The organism is Ruegeria sp. BJ3, assembly GCF_056535665.1.
In genome coordinates this window covers 162,252-176,166 of record NZ_JBQFIT010000001.1, presented here as the reverse complement: position 1 = coordinate 176,166, position 13,915 = coordinate 162,252, and the positions used below count along the sequence as shown (strand labels likewise).

Annotated in this window: 13 protein-coding genes; 10 read left to right on the top strand and 3 right to left on the bottom strand. The window is 64.5% G+C overall.

The genetic code is table 11. The features are described from left to right. Positions 1 to 106: 106 nt before the first annotated feature. From ACR3EL_RS00855 to ACR3EL_RS00845, 3 genes are all read left to right on the top strand, one after another. Entirely contained in the window at positions 107 to 3,061 is a 2,955-nt protein-coding gene (locus tag ACR3EL_RS00855) for an error-prone DNA polymerase (protein ID WP_480720049.1), read from the top strand. A gap of 16 nt (positions 3,062 to 3,077) precedes the next feature. Beyond that, entirely contained in the window at positions 3,078 to 3,491 is a 414-nt protein-coding gene (locus ACR3EL_RS00850) for a group III truncated hemoglobin (RefSeq protein WP_480720048.1), read from the top strand. Between the two features lie 108 nt (positions 3,492 to 3,599). Further along, positions 3,600 to 4,538, top strand: coding sequence for a DMT family transporter (locus ACR3EL_RS00845; protein ID WP_170433682.1), 939 nt, complete (start codon positions 3,600 to 3,602; stop codon positions 4,536 to 4,538). 22 nt (positions 4,539 to 4,560) lie between these two features. Here the strand turns inward: ACR3EL_RS00845 and ACR3EL_RS00840 are convergent, their stop codons facing one another. Together ACR3EL_RS00840 and ACR3EL_RS00835 are read right to left on the bottom strand one after the other, a co-directional pair. Further along, positions 4,561 to 5,289 carry an NYN domain-containing protein gene (locus ACR3EL_RS00840; RefSeq protein WP_260063756.1) on the bottom strand — a complete coding sequence of 243 codons (729 nt, stop codon included), beginning with the start codon at positions 5,287 to 5,289 and terminating at the stop codon, positions 4,561 to 4,563. 89 nt (positions 5,290 to 5,378) lie between these two features. Next, complete coding sequence (locus ACR3EL_RS00835) at positions 5,379 to 6,491, bottom strand: S-(hydroxymethyl)glutathione dehydrogenase/class III alcohol dehydrogenase (protein WP_170360395.1); 1,113 nt, start codon at positions 6,489 to 6,491, stop codon at positions 5,379 to 5,381. A gap of 130 nt (positions 6,492 to 6,621) precedes the next feature. On the opposite strand from ACR3EL_RS00835, the gene ACR3EL_RS00830 reads away from it, so the two are divergent. Continuing rightward, positions 6,622 to 6,909, top strand: coding sequence for an I78 family peptidase inhibitor (locus tag ACR3EL_RS00830; RefSeq protein WP_170340924.1), 288 nt, complete (start codon positions 6,622 to 6,624; stop codon positions 6,907 to 6,909). A 67-nt stretch (positions 6,910 to 6,976) separates the two neighbouring features. Next, a complete protein-coding gene (locus ACR3EL_RS00825) occupies positions 6,977 to 8,629 on the top strand; it encodes a Y-family DNA polymerase (RefSeq protein ID WP_480720044.1) in 1,653 nt (550 codons plus the stop codon). Positions 8,630 to 8,632: 3 nt separating this feature from the next. Here the strand turns inward: ACR3EL_RS00825 and ACR3EL_RS00820 are convergent, their stop codons facing one another. Then, positions 8,633 to 9,358 (bottom strand): SDR family NAD(P)-dependent oxidoreductase, encoded by a 726-nt coding sequence (locus ACR3EL_RS00820; protein WP_170340920.1) that lies wholly within the window; start codon positions 9,356 to 9,358, stop codon positions 8,633 to 8,635. Positions 9,359 to 9,597: 239 nt separating this feature from the next. Between ACR3EL_RS00820 and ACR3EL_RS00815 the strand changes: the two genes are divergently transcribed. From ACR3EL_RS00815 to ACR3EL_RS00795, 5 genes are read left to right on the top strand one after another with little or no spacing between them, the layout of a single operon-like run. Then, positions 9,598 to 10,932, top strand: coding sequence for an NAD(P)/FAD-dependent oxidoreductase (locus tag ACR3EL_RS00815; protein WP_170340919.1), 1,335 nt, complete (start codon positions 9,598 to 9,600; stop codon positions 10,930 to 10,932). Continuing rightward, positions 10,883 to 11,419, top strand: a complete 537-nt coding sequence (locus ACR3EL_RS00810; RefSeq protein ID WP_170340917.1) for a hypothetical protein — start codon at positions 10,883 to 10,885, stop codon at positions 11,417 to 11,419. The genes ACR3EL_RS00815 and ACR3EL_RS00810 overlap by 50 nt, the downstream gene beginning before the upstream one ends. Next, a complete protein-coding gene (locus ACR3EL_RS00805; protein WP_170369050.1) occupies positions 11,419 to 12,642 on the top strand; it encodes an MFS transporter in 1,224 nt (407 codons plus the stop codon). Before ACR3EL_RS00810 ends, ACR3EL_RS00805 begins: the two co-directional genes overlap by 1 nt. Beyond that, positions 12,639 to 13,256, top strand: a complete 618-nt coding sequence (locus ACR3EL_RS00800) for a DUF3833 domain-containing protein (protein ID WP_093964038.1) — start codon at positions 12,639 to 12,641, stop codon at positions 13,254 to 13,256. Before ACR3EL_RS00805 ends, ACR3EL_RS00800 begins: the two co-directional genes overlap by 4 nt. Next, on the top strand, positions 13,253 to 13,786 hold the full coding sequence (locus ACR3EL_RS00795) for a DUF3833 family protein (RefSeq protein ID WP_170340913.1): 534 nt from the start codon (positions 13,253 to 13,255) through the stop codon (positions 13,784 to 13,786). The genes ACR3EL_RS00800 and ACR3EL_RS00795 overlap by 4 nt, the downstream gene beginning before the upstream one ends. Positions 13,787 to 13,915: the final 129 nt, after the last annotated feature.

Below are 13,915 nucleotides of genomic sequence, written 5' to 3'. Positions count from 1 at the left end.
TTGCCCTGACAATGCGCCTGCCACACGCGGGCAGACGACCCGTTTCCTGCGCAATGCAGACAGGGACTCGAAAAAGAACAAAACGTGAATATAATGTGGAATCGCCATGTATGCCGAGCTGTCGATCACGTCGAACTTCACCTTCCTCACCGGGGCCTCGCACCCCGAGGAGTACATGGAGCGCGCCGTCACCCTGGGCCTGCCCGCCATCGCCATCGCCGATGACAACTCGGTGGCGGGCATCGTCCGCGCCCATACCCAGGCGCGCGAGATCGCCCGCAAGGTGCGTGAGCGCCGCGCGTGGGAAGAGCAGAACACGCCCATCGGCCCGCCCTGCCCCGATCACATCCCGAAACCGCCCTCGTTCCCGGTGCATGCGGTGCCGCGCCTGATCCCGGCGGCGCGGCTGATCTTTACCGACGCCCCGCCCGTCACCGCCCTGCCCCTCAACCGGCAGGGCTGGGCCAGCCTGTGCCGCCTTCTGTCCACCGGACGGCTGCGCGCGGCCAAGGGCGACTGCATCCTGCACCTGTCCGACCTGCTGGAGTTTTCCGACGGCCTCCACCTGCTGCTCTGGCCACAGGCGGGCCGTCCGACCGGCGGCGCGAGCGGGTGGCGGACACAGGCGCAACAGCTGACGCGCCGCTTTACCGGGCGCATGCATTTGCTGATGCATCCGCGCTATGACGGGGCGGATTCGGCGTTTTTCCATTTGTTAGAGACTGAATCGTGCCATCTGGGCCTGCTCACCATCGCCAGCGCCGCGCCGATGATGCATCACGGCTCGCGCCGCCGGCTGGCCGATGTGCTGACCGCGATCCGGCTGCGCCGCAAGGTGGACGATCTGGGCCGTCACGCGCTGGCCAATGGCGAACAGCGCCTGCGCTCGGAACCCGAGATGCTGCGCATCTTCAAGGGGCACGAAGGCGCCGTGGCTCGCGCGTATGCGCTCAGCGAACAGCTCACCTTCTCGCTGGACGAGCTGCGCTATGAATACCCCAGCGAGGTCAGCGGCACCGAAACCCCCGCCCAGCGCCTGCATCGTCTGGCGCATGAGGGGTTGAAATGGCGCTATCCCGCTGGCGCACCCGAAAAGGTCAAGGCGATGCTGGCGCATGAGCTGACCCTGATCGGCAAGCTGAAATACGAGCCCTATTTCCTGACCGTCCGCGACATCGTGCAGTTCGCCCGCGGCCGCGGGATCCTGTGCCAGGGGCGCGGCTCGGCGGCCAATTCGGTGGTCTGCTATTGCCTGGGCGTCACCTCGGTCAGCCCCGAGATGGGCACCATGGTCTTTGAACGCTTCGTCTCCGAGGCGCGGGACGAGCCGCCCGACATCGACGTGGATTTCGAACATGAACGCCGCGAAGAGGTGATCCAGCACATCTATGAACGCTATGGCCGCCACCGCGCGGGGCTGTGCGCCACGGTGATCCACTATCGCGGCAAGCGCGCCATCCGCGAGGTGGGCCGCGCCATGGGCCTGACCGAGGACACGATTTCCGCCCTGTCCTCGCAGCTGTGGGGGTTCTTCTCGACCGCAGGGCTCGAGGCGGAACGGATGCGCGAAATCGGCCTCGACCCCGAGGACCGCCGCCTGAAACAGACTCTGACACTGGTGCATCAGATCAACGGCTTCCCCCGCCACCTGTCCCAGCATGTGGGCGGGTTCATCATCACCGAGGGCCGTCTGGACGAGCTGGTGCCCATCGAGAACGCCACGATGGAGGACCGCACGGTCATCTGCTGGGACAAGGACGACATCGACAGTCTGGGCATCCTCAAGGTCGATGTCCTGAGCCTTGGCATGCTGACCTGCATCCGCAAGGCCTTCGACCTGATCGCCCAGCACCATCAGACGAGTTACACGCTCGCCACCCTGCCGCCCGAGGACCCGGCGGTCTATGACATGCTGTGCCGCGCGGATTCGGTCGGCGTGTTCCAGGTGGAATCACGTGCGCAGATGAACTTCTTGCCCCGGATGCGGCCGCGCAATTTCTATGACCTGGTGATCGAGGTCGCCATCATCCGCCCCGGCCCCATCCAGGGCGACATGGTGCATCCCTATATCCGGCGTCGGAACGGCGAGGAGGAGGTCAGCTTCCCCTCGGACGCGCTGGGCGAGGTGCTGGGCAAGACGCTGGGCGTGCCGCTGTTTCAGGAACAGGCGATGCAGATCGCCATCGTCGGCGCGGGCTTCACCCCCGAACAGGCCGACCGGCTGCGGCGGTCGCTGGCGACCTTCAAGAAGCACGGCAATGTCAGCGAATTCCGCACCCTGTTCCTGCGCGGGATGCAGCGCAACGGCTATGACGCCGAATTTGCCGAGCGCTGTTTCTCGCAGATCGAGGGGTTCGGCTCCTACGGCTTCCCCGAAAGCCATGCGGCCAGCTTTGCGCTGCTGGTCTATGCCAGCGCCTGGATCAAGTGCCACCATCCGGGGATTTTTGCCTGCGCGCTGCTGAATTCGCAACCAATGGGGTTCTATGCCCCCGCCCAGATCGTGCGCGATGCGCGCGAGCATGGCGTGCAAGTGCGTCCGGTCTGCATCAATGCCAGCTTCTGGGACAACGTGATGGAGCCAGACGGCCATGGCGGGCTGGCCCTGCGGCTGGGCTTTCGCCAGATCAAGGGCCTGAGCGAAGAGGACGCCAGTTGGCTGACCGCCGCGCGCGGCAACGGCTACCACCAGGTTGACGACGTCTGGCGCCGCGCGGGCCTTGGCCCCTCGGTGATCGAGCGTCTGGCCGAGGCCGATGCCTTTGCCGCCTGCGGCCTGACCCGGCGCGAGGCGCTGTGGCAGGCCAAGGCGATCGCCACCGCCAAACCCCTGCCCCTGTTCGCGCAGGATCTGGAAGGCGAGGCGCTGGACGAACCCGCCGCCCATCTGCCGCAGATGTCGCTGGGCGAGCAGGTGGTCGAGGATTACGTCGCCACCCGCCTGAGCCTGCGGGCACACCCGGTGGCCCTGTTGCGGCACCTGCTGACGCCGGGGCAGCGCGACAATTCCGCCCCTGCATCCGGGCCGAAAAACGCGGTATCTGCCCGGAACAGAGCCTGAATCGAAAGCCTCGACCATGACCCGGCCCGTGCTGCCCCCACGTTTTCCCGCCACGCCCGACCAGATCCGCGCGCAGGTCACCGCATTCTACGCCCGCGTCCGGCAGGACGCCCTGCTGGGCCCGATCTTCAACCGCCACGTCACCGACTGGCCCGCGCATGAGGACCGGATCGCCGCCTTCTGGCGCAACGCCATCCTGTACGAGCGCGGCTACAGCGGCAATCCGCAGCGCGTGCATATCGAGCGTCCGAACGTGAAACCCGAAATGTTCGCCCATTGGCTGGACCTGTTCGAAGAGGTCGCCCACGGCACCCTGCCCCCGGAAACGGCCACGCCCTGGGTGGCGCTGGCCCGCCGCATCGGCGCGGGGATGCAGGCCGGTGTCGCGGCCGCCCGCCAACCGGCCGGGGCTCCGCCGATCCTGCGCTGAACGGCCGATCCCGCAGAGATGTTAGCGGTAAAGTTTGGACTATCCGACTCTGCCGATTGGGTTTAATCAGGCCTCAGACACAGCATCCAATCGCCCGGGACCAGCCAGATGAGCACACAGAACTCGACCCTGCAGGGACTTGGCTTTGCCTTTCTCGGGTTTGCCGTCTTTGCCACCCATGACGCGCTGATCAAGACGCTGGGCGGCACCTATTCCGTGCTGCAGATCATCTTTTTTGCCACGCTGTTTTCATTTGTGCCGATGGCGGTCACGATTCTGGCGGACCGGACCGCTGACAATTTTCGGCCGCATCACCCGTGGCTGGTCATGCTACGCTCGGGGCTGATGGTCACGTCGATGTCCTGTGCCTTCTACGCCTTTTCGGTCCTGCCCCTGGCCGAAGTCTATTCGCTGCTGTTTTCCTTTCCGCTGATCGTCACCGTCCTGTCGATCCCGATACTGGGCGAGGTCGTGCGCGCCCAACGCTGGGCCGCAGTGGGCGTGGGCCTGATCGGAGTGCTGATCGTCCTGCGCCCCGGCGCGACCGAGATCACCCTCGGCCACCTTGCCGCCCTGACGGCCGCGTTCTGCAGCGCCTTCGCATCCGTGCTGGTGCGCAAGATCGGAAACGAGGAACGCTCGGCCGTGCTGATCCTGTATCCGATGCTGCTGGCGATCGCGGTCATGAGCCTTGCGCAACCAGCGGTCTATCAGCCGCCTTCGCTGATCCATCTGGCGATGATGGCCTTGGTCGGCGTGTTCTCGGTGATCGCCCAGCACCTGATCATCCTGGCCTATCGCGCGGCGCCCGCCGGCGTGGTCGCGCCCAGCCAGTACAGCCAGATCATCTGGGCCACGATATTCGGCGCGGTGTTCTTCGGCGAAAAGCCCGACAAATGGGTGGCCGTGGGGGCCGCGATCATCATCGCATCGGGCATCTTCGTCGTCTGGCGCGAAAGCCGGGCAAATGTATCGCCGAACAAGCCGGTTTTGCGCGTCCGCTCGCCGCGCTCTGACACCGGGGCCTCAGCACGGCCGGGGTCATAACGCGGCGGAACGGCATAAAGTATTATCTATCTTTTGGCCTGATTTTAAGGCTCCCGTTTGCACTGGCCTCGTCAAACTTGCCTGTCGCGCGCACCAGATCGCTCAACCTTTTGAACCCATAGGTACGTGTGTCGAAATCGGGATAGTTCTTGCTGAGCTGACTCCCAACGCCGCTAAGTGCAGCCCACCCGTCCGGGTCATCCGATTTCAGGACGACATTCCGGATCAACTGATAAGCATGGTTCAGCTCTTGTTTGGCAGACGGCTTCTTGGATTTCTCCGGAGATTCGTTCGCCTGCATCTCCTCCTTTTTGATATTCTCAATGTAGATGAACCGGTTGCAAGCTGCGACAAAGGCTTTGGGCGTTTTGCGTTCGCCGATCCCGAACACGCTCAACCCTTGCTCACGGATTCGGCTGGCCAACCGCGTAAAGTCGCTGTCTGACGACACCAGCACGATGCCGCCAAATCGGCCAGAATGCAGTATATCCATGGCATCAATCACTAGGGCGATATCCCCGGCGTTCTTGCCGGTGGTATTGGCGAATTGCTGGTGCGGTACGATGGCGTATTCCGCTAGTTTCTCGGCGCTCCAACCCTGCGGCGTGCCACCCGAGAAGTCACCGTAGATCCGGCGCAGACCGGCCTCACCCAATGTGGCAACTTCTTCGAAAATCTCGGCAACATGCTTTGCCGGTACGTTTTCGGCGTCGATCAGAACGGCCAGGCGTTCCGTTGCATCAGTGGTCAATTTAGTCTCTCTATTCAGGTATTTATCAATGCTGTGAAGATAAGAGACAAAAAGGGCGGGTTAAACCCCGCCCTTGCAAATTCCGATTGTCAGTAAACCACCACCGACCGGATGCTTTCGCCCTTGTGCATCAGGTCGAAGCCGGTGTTGATGTCGTCCAGACCCATGGTGTGGGTGATCATCGGGTCGATCTCGATCTTGCCTTCCATGTACCAGTCGACGATCTTGGGCACGTCCGTGCGCCCACGCGCGCCGCCGAAGGCGGTGCCGCGCCACGACCGTCCGGTGACCAGCTGGAACGGACGGGTCGAGATCTCGGCCCCCGCGGGCGCCACGCCGATGATGATGGATTCGCCCCAGCCCTTGTGCGCCGATTCCAGCGCCGCGCGCATCACCTGCACGTTGCCGGTGGCGTCAAAGGTGTAATCCGCTCCGCCCTTTGTCAGGTTCACCAGATAGGGGACAAGATCGCCCTCGACCTCGGACGGGTTCACGAAATCGGTCATGCCGAACTTTTCGGCCATCTCGACCTTGGCGGGGTTCAGGTCGACGCCGACGATCTGATCGGCCCCGGCCAGACGCAGGCCCTGAATCACGTTCAGGCCGATACCGCCCAGGCCGAACACGATGGCGCGGCTGCCGATCTCGACTTTGGCGGTGTTGATCACCGCGCCGATGCCGGTGGTAACACCGCAGCCGATATAGCAGATCTTGTCGAACGGCGCGTCCTCGCGCACCTTGGCCAGTGCAATCTCGGGCAGAACCGTGTGGTTCGAGAAGGTCGAGCAGCCCATGTAGTGCAGGATCGGATCCCCATCCAACGTCGAAAAACGCGAGGTGCCGTCGGGCATCAAACCCTTGCCCTGCGTCTCGCGGATGGCCTGGCACAGGTTGGTCTTGGGGTGCAGGCAGTATTCGCACTCGCGACATTCGGGGGTGTAGAGCGGGATCACGTGATCGCCCGGCTTCAGGCTGGTCACGCCGGGGCCGACCTCGACCACGACGCCCGCGCCCTCGTGGCCCAGAATGGCCGGAAACAGGCCTTCGGGGTCGGCGCCCGACAGGGTGAATTCGTCGGTATGGCAGATGCCGGTGGCCTTGATCTCGACCAGAACCTCGCCCGCCTTGGGGCCTTCGAGGTTCACGTCCATCACTTCCAAGGGCTTGCCCGCCTGAACGGCGACGGCGGCACGGGTTCGCATGTTGCTTGTCTCCCTGTCTTGTTTGACCCGACCCTGCGTCAAATACAGGGTGTTTTCAACTGCGCTTTCATGGCAGTCTCTGTAAGCTTTTGATATTTCAGAAACGACATTGCCGAAAAGAGGAGCGCCAATGTACCGGTTCATCCCGATCCTGATCGTCCTGGCCGCCTGCGCCGAAACCGACCTGCCCGAACCGGGCTCTGCCGAGCTGGATGCCGCCCCGGTGGATCTGGCCTTCTGCAAGGGCGAACCCTTTGCCCAGTCCGTGGGGCAACCGGTCTCGACCATTCAGACCAGCCTGCCGGAACGGAGCCGCGTTCTGGGCCCTGATGACATCGCCACGCAGGATTACCGCATCGACCGGCTGAACGTCTATGTGAACGGAGCCGGGGTCATTCAGCGGCTGACCTGCGGATAAGGGCGGACTCGACTCGGGGCATGATTCTCAGATAAGAACAAAATGAGAACGCCTTGATGTCTGCCCGATGCCCAAACGCCGAATACTCTCGCTGTGGTTCCCCCGTCTGGGGGCCGAACGGCTGATCCGCGCCGCGCGGGGCCTGCACTCTGGCCCGCTGGCGGTGGTGGCCGAACAGTCGAACATGCAGGTCATCACCTCGCTGAACACTGATGCACAGGCTGCCGGTCTGCGCGTGGGCCAGCCGGTGCGCGATGCCCATGCCATGTGCGCGGCCCTTGTCACCCGCCCCCGCAACGCCCCGGCCGAGGCCGCATTTCTGACCGCGCTGCGCCGCTGGGCGGGCAAGTTCAGCCCCTGGGTCGCCGAAGAGGCACCCGACGGCCTGATCGTCGATCTGTCGGGCTGCGCCCATCTGTTCGGCGGCGAAGAGGCGCTGCTGGACGTGATCGAGACCGACTGCGCCGACATGGGGCTGAGCGTGCAGATGGGCATCGCCGACACGCTGGGCGCGGCCTGGGCGCTGGCGCGCTATGCCGGGCAAGAGGCCACGTCCGACCGCAATGGCGACGCCATTTCCCAAGAGGCCCGCGCCACCCGCGCCCGGGCTGGCAAGCGGCGGCACTGGACCAAGGGCGGCGCCGCGCCGCAGGTGGTGACCGTGGGCGGCGGAGCCAGGGTCGCGCCGCCGGGGCAGGCCTATGGCGCGCTTGCCCCCCTGCCCATCGCCGCGCTGCGGCTGGACGACCAGACCGTGGCGCAGCTGAACCGGCTGGGCCTGCGGCGGATCGGCGACCTGCTGGGCCAGCCGCGCGCGTCCCTTGCCCGCCGGTTCGGGCGCGGGCTGGTGCTGCGGCTGGATCAGGCGATGGGCAGCGCACCCGAGCCGGTCTCGCCCGCGCGGCCCCCGCATCACTTTGCGGTGCGGATGACCCTGCCCAACCCGATCGGTCTGGCCGAGGACGTGATGGCCGCCATCGACCGGATGCTGCCGACCCTGTGCGCGCGGCTGGAAGAAAAGGCGCGCGGGGCGCGGACCCTGCGGCTCGAGGCGCACCGAACCGATCAGGCGGCCGAGATCATCGAGATCGGGCTGGCCCGGCCGAGCCACGACAAACACCGCATTCGCCCTTTGTTAGAGATGAAAATCGACCAGATCGACGCGGGCTATGGAATCGACATGCTGCGCCTTGCGGCGGTGCAGACCGAGCCGGTGCATGCCCGCACCCTGACCGGCCATGCCGAAGCCAGCCGCGCCGTCCGCAACCGGCTGGAGGGGAACACCGCGCTGGACGACCTGATCGGCAAACTGGGCGCGCGGGTGGGGCTCGAGGCGATCACGCGGCGGCACCCGGCGGCCTCGCACATCCCCGAGAAAACCGCCCAGACGCTGGCGGCGGCCTGGTCGGAACCGGCGCGCGACTGGCCCGCCCCGCCGCGCCCGCGCCCCCTGCTGATGTGGCGGCCCGAGCCGGTGATGGCCCCCGACCGCCCCGATGTGCCCGCCAATTTCCGCTGGCGCGGGCGCGACTGGCACCTGGCGCAGGCCACCGGCCCGGAACGGATCGCCCCGGAATGGTGGCTGGATGACCCCAACTGGCGCAGCGGCGTGCGCGATTACTGGGTGGTGGTGACCGAACAGGGCGAGCGGCTATGGCTGTTCTACGGCCATGGCGGCACCATGTCGGCGGGCTGGTTCTGCCAAGGACGCTTTGGTTAGAGTCTATTTTCCGCGATAGACCAGAAGATCAGGAAGGTAATCGATCAGCCGGATGACCCACGAGAACGGCGCCGGAAAGTCGGTACGGAAGCGCCGGCGCGCCATTGCGCGCAGCACGCGCTGCGCGGCGTCTTCGGGCTCCATCAGCATCGGCATCTTGAAGCTGTTCTTGTCGGTCAGCCGGGTCTTGATGAACCCCGGATTGACGATGCGCACCGTCACCCCGGTTCCCGCCAGGTCATGCCGCATCGTTTCGGCCAGCGAGACCAGCGCCGCCTTGCTGGACCCGTACCCGATCGCCGCAGGCAGTCCGTGATAGCCCGCCAGCGACCCGATCAGGGTAATGTCGCCACGTCCCGCCTGCACCATGGCCGGCACGGTTTCCCCCAGAACCCGCAGCGCGCCTGAATAGTTCACGTCGCTGACGGCCAGCGCGGCTTCGGTCTTCCAGTCCTGCGCGCGCATCGGCTCATAGGCCCCGGCGTTGTAGACCAGACCGTCCACCGGGCCGACCTCGGCCACGGCGCGGCGCACCTGCGCCAGATCGGTCACGTCCAGCGGCACCGCACGGGCATGAGGCAGCGCAGCGCAGATCTGCTCCAGCCGCTCGGCATTGCGCGCGGACAGCACTAGGTGCGCGCCCTGACCGCCCAAGGCTTCGGCAAGCATCCGGCCCAGACCTTCGCTGGCGCCGATGATCCAATAGGTTTTTCCGTCAAAACTGCTCATGCAGGGCGGTTCGCATTTGCCGAAGCGTGAACAGCCGCGGTCTTGGGTTGGGTTGTCTCGATCATAACATCTTTCATTACGCGGACGGGCGGACCTCGGATCACCAGCAACCGCGATTGATGCAATCCTGACGCACTGCCCGCCGATCAGCGGGAAACAGGGAAAAACATGGCGCGGATTTGATCCGCTCCGGCCTACCCTGCGTATCTTATTGTAAAATGTCGCATAAAGAGGATGGCATGTTCGACGAAACCCGGGGCGTACGGAAAAAAATCGCAATTGTAGGCGCAGGCATCTCAGGATTATCAGCGGCTTATTACCTGTCAGAGAGTCACGACGTCACCCTGTACGAGGCCGAACCCCGTTTGGGCGGACATGCGCGCACGGTGATGGCCGGGCGCAACGGCGACCAACCGGTCGATACCGGGTTCATCGTCTTCAACTATGCCACCTATCCCTATCTGACCAAGCTGTTCGGTGAGTTGGATGTGCCGGTCATCAAAAGCGAGATGAGCTTTGGCGCCACAATCGACAACGGGCGCATCGAATATGGTCTGAACAACCTGCGCACGATCACCGCGCAGAAGCGCAACCTCGTGCGGCCCTCCTATTACAAGATGATCGCCGACATCCTGCGCTTTGGCAAAGAAGCGCCCGAGGCCGCTCGGGATGATGACACCACGATTGGTGAACTGGTTGACCAGATGCGGTTGGGCCACTGGTTCCGCAACAACTATCTGATGCCGATGTGCGGCGCGATCTGGTCCACTCCGGTAGAGTTCGTCGATCAGTTCCCGGCGCGGTCGCTGGTGCAGTTCTTCCGCAACCACGCCTTGCTGTCCAGCAAACGCGGCGCCCAGCACCAGTGGTGGACCGTAATGGGTGGCAGCATCGAATATGTCCGCCGGATCGAATCCGCTCTGCGCGGCCGGGGTTGCGACATCCGCCTCGGCGCGCCGGTCTCGAGCGTCGACCGCGACGCCTTAGGCGTGACCGTGCAGGCGCAGGGCCGCTCGGATCAATATGACGAGATCATCCTGGCCACCCATTCCGACCAGACGCTGGCCATTCTGGGTCAGAGCGCCACCGCCGACGAGACAGCGGCCCTGGGCGCGATCCGCTATCAGCCGAACCGCGCGGTTCTGCACTGCGACCCCAGCCAAATGCCGCGCCGCCGCGCCTGCTGGTCCAGCTGGACCTACCGCTCGCAGGCGGGCAACGTGGGCGTGACCTACTGGATGAACCGGTTGCAGAACATCCCCGAAAGCGACCCCCTGTTCGTCACCCTGAACCCGTCCTCCGACATCGCGCCCGACAAGATCTATGACGAGGTGGAATTTGCCCATCCGGTGTTCGACAAGGCCGCGCTGAAAGCGCAGGGCCAGATCCGGGAAATGCAGGGCCGCAACCGGACCTGGTTCGCCGGCGCCTACAACCGGCACGGGTTCCACGAAGACGGAATCGCCAGCGCGATGCACGTGGTCGGGCTGTTGACCGGCGATCCGCAAACCAACGGAGCTGAAAATGCGATACGTGATCCAAGCGTCGCTGTCCCGGTTACGGCCAGCCCGTAACGCAGCGATCCTGAGCCTGGTTCTGCTGGCCCCTGCCGGGCTGGCGGCCACCCCCGTCACCAACCTGCTGCCCGATGCCGAGCTGCGCGGCACTGCCACCTTCCGGTTCCTCGGTCTGCCGATCTACGACGCGCAGCTGTTCACCAAAGGCGGCGGCCCGCTCAGCTGGTCGCAGGATTTCGGCCTGAAGCTGACCTATCGGAAATCGTTGAAGCAGAAGGCGCTGATCGAATCCACGCTGGACGAGATGGCCCGGCAGGGCAACAGCGCCCCGATCGAGGCGCAGTTGAAAACCTGTTATCAGGCGGTTGGTGCCGGGGACAGCTATCTGGCCGTCACCAAAGGCCCCAACGCGATCGAGTTCTGGCGCAACGGTCGCAAGACCTGCACCCTGTCCTATCCGGGGATCAAGCGCAGTTTCATGTCGATCTTTCTGGGAAACAACACCCGGTCCGCCGCCTTTACGCGCCAGCTGCGGGGTCAGTGATGTTGTATCCGCGTGTCAGCCTCTATGCGCTGATGCTTGCTGCGGCGGGTATCCCGCTCTACATCCATCTGCCGCGTTTCGCGGCGGTGAACCTCGGGATCGGCCTGGGCGTGATCGGTACGGTTCTGCTGCTGATCCGGCTGGTGGATCTGGTGCAAGACCCGCTGATCGGTTGGGCCATTGACCGCTGGCCCGGCGGGCAGATGGGCTTTGCCGTCTTGGCCGCAGGGGGTCTGGCAGTGGGTTTTCCGCTGTTGTTCTCACTGCCGCAGGGGGCGAGCGTCGGCGCCCTCGTGACGATCCTGATCCTGCTGTTTTCCGCCTACAGCCTGGGCACAATCCTGCTTTATGGTCGCAGCGCGACGCTGGCGAAACAGGCCACCCCGCGCGAGTTGATGACGCTCGCCGCCTTTCGTGAGGGCGGACAACTGGCCGGCGTGGTCCTGGCCGCCAGCGCACCGGCGCTGTTCGTCGCCTTGGGCGCGGGCGCGCAGGGCTATCCGGCCTTCGGGCTGTTTCTGGGCGCGCTGGCGGTGGTCACCATGGTGCTGACATTGCCGATCTGGCGGCGCGCGCCCATCACCGGTCAGGGGTTGTCGTTCGACGGGCTGGGTCAGGCCGGGGCCCTGCGTCTGCTGGCGCTGGCGCTCGTCAACAGCCTGCCGGTTGCGATCACCTCGACGCTGTTCCTGTTCTTCGTCGAGGACCGGCTGCAATTGCCGGGCAAGGCCGGGCCGCTGCTGATCCTGTTCTTCCTCAGCGCCGGGGCCACAGTGCCGCTCTGGGCGCGGCTCAGCAACCGGATTGGCCCGAAACAGACTCTGATCATCGCGATGCCGCTGGCCATTCTGGGCTTTGTCGGGGCGGCCATGCTGGCGCCCGGCAATCTGGTCGGGTTCGCGGTGATCTGCCTGGCGTCGGGAGCGGCGCTGGGGGCGGACATGGTGGTTCTGCCGGCCATGTTCTCGGTGGTGCTGACACGCGCGGGGCTGAATGCCTCGGCGGCCTTCGGCATCTGGTCATTCGCCGGCAAACTGGGGCTGGCTTTGGCCGCATTCTTCACCCTTCCGCTGCTGGAGCGCAGCGGCTTCGTGCCCGGTCAGACGAATTCGGCGCAGGCGTTGGAAACGCTCAACCTGGCCTATGCCGTGCTGCCCTGCATCCTGAAACTCGGCGCGTTCGGAATGGTCCTGACGCTGCCTACAGAGGTACCCGCAAAATGACATTCCTTCTGATTGCCGCACTGGCCGTATTGGCCCTGATCGCGGTCAAAACCCGCCTTCTCAGCTTTCGCGCGCAATCGCCGTCGGACTATGCCGGAACCGGCCCCGATTTCTCGTTGAAGGATAATCTGAACGGAGAAATCCTGTCCGAAGGGCTGATCTATGGCCCGACCGGCAAGATGTCGAACAGCTTCGTTGCGCGGATGATCGGGGAATGGAACGGCAATTCCGGCACCCTGACCGAGTATTTCACCTATTCGAACGGCAAGCAGATGACCCGCAAATGGTACCTGACCATGGGCACAGGCAACAGCTTTACCGCAACCGCCGACGACATCGTCGGCGAAGGCCGCGGCGTGATCTCGGGCGCGACGGTCAAGCTGACCTATCGCATCGTTCTGCCCGAAGACGCCGGGGGCCATACCCTGGATGTGACAGACTGGATGTACCTGACCGAGAGCGGGGCGATCATGAACCGCTCGGAGATGCGCAAGTTCGGCCTGAAGGTGGCTGAGCTTGTCGCCACGATGCGCCCCGCCCCGCCGGAAAAGGCCGCGCATGTGCCCGGTGCAAACGGTCATGACCGCACCGCCGACCCGAGGGCCCTGCAATGACCCATCTCATCAAACGACTGGCCTTCGCGTGCCTGCTGCTGACGGCGGCCTGTGCCTTCAAACCAAAAGTTCCGACCACTTTTCTGTCGGACCGCCAGCTGAACCTCGAAGAGTTCTTTGAGGGCCACACCGTGGCCTATGGGCAGTTCCAGGACGTTCTGGGCAACATCCCGCGCCGGTTCACGGTCGACATCAACGGGACATGGGCCGGCCAGACGCTGACCCTGGTCGAGGATTTCGTCTATGATGACGGCGCCACGGAACAGCGCATCTGGACCCTGACCAAAACCGGCGAGGATACCTGGACCGGCACCGCGCCCGGCGTTCTGGGCACCGCGTCGGGAACCGAGCGCGGCGACACGTTCAACTGGAAATACCGCATCGACCTGCCGGTGAAAGACGGAACGATGCGCGTCGATTTCGACGACTGGATGTGGCTGCTGGACGACGACCGCCTGCTGAACCGCGCCTATGTCTCGCGCTTTGGCATACGGCTGGGCGAAGTCGTGCTGTTCTTCGAAAAGAAGTGAACGCGCCGCGCCGCGTCCTGATCAATCTTTGGAAAAAGTGGTGAGCCGTGCAGGATTCGAACTTGCAACCCACTGATTAAGAGTCTTATTTCTCTTTTTTCGACAGCATTATGGGCAGTTCGATTGAGT

Excerpts from the sequence above, each read along its gene's own strand:
- ACR3EL_RS00815 (WP_170340919.1), top strand. The coding sequence starts at position 9,598 with ATGTTCGACGAAACCCGGGGCGTACGGAAAAAAATCGCAATTGTAGGC.
- ACR3EL_RS00820 (WP_170340920.1), bottom strand. The coding sequence starts at position 9,358 with ATGAGCAGTTTTGACGGAAAAACCTATTGGATCATCGGCGCCAGCGAA.
- ACR3EL_RS00835 (WP_170360395.1), bottom strand. The coding sequence starts at position 6,491 with ATGCGAACCCGTGCCGCCGTCGCCGTTCAGGCGGGCAAGCCCTTGGAA.
- ACR3EL_RS00850 (WP_480720048.1), top strand. The coding sequence starts at position 3,078 with ATGACCCGGCCCGTGCTGCCCCCACGTTTTCCCGCCACGCCCGACCAG.
- ACR3EL_RS00845 (WP_170433682.1), top strand. The coding sequence starts at position 3,600 with ATGAGCACACAGAACTCGACCCTGCAGGGACTTGGCTTTGCCTTTCTC.
- ACR3EL_RS00805 (WP_170369050.1), top strand. The coding sequence starts at position 11,419 with ATGTTGTATCCGCGTGTCAGCCTCTATGCGCTGATGCTTGCTGCGGCG.
- ACR3EL_RS00810 (WP_170340917.1), top strand. The coding sequence starts at position 10,883 with ATGCGATACGTGATCCAAGCGTCGCTGTCCCGGTTACGGCCAGCCCGT.
- ACR3EL_RS00795 (WP_170340913.1), top strand. The coding sequence starts at position 13,253 with ATGACCCATCTCATCAAACGACTGGCCTTCGCGTGCCTGCTGCTGACG.
- ACR3EL_RS00830 (WP_170340924.1), top strand. The coding sequence starts at position 6,622 with ATGTACCGGTTCATCCCGATCCTGATCGTCCTGGCCGCCTGCGCCGAA.
- ACR3EL_RS00855 (WP_480720049.1), top strand. The coding sequence starts at position 107 with ATGTATGCCGAGCTGTCGATCACGTCGAACTTCACCTTCCTCACCGGG.
- ACR3EL_RS00825 (WP_480720044.1), top strand. The coding sequence starts at position 6,977 with ATGCCCAAACGCCGAATACTCTCGCTGTGGTTCCCCCGTCTGGGGGCC.
- ACR3EL_RS00800 (WP_093964038.1), top strand. The coding sequence starts at position 12,639 with ATGACATTCCTTCTGATTGCCGCACTGGCCGTATTGGCCCTGATCGCG.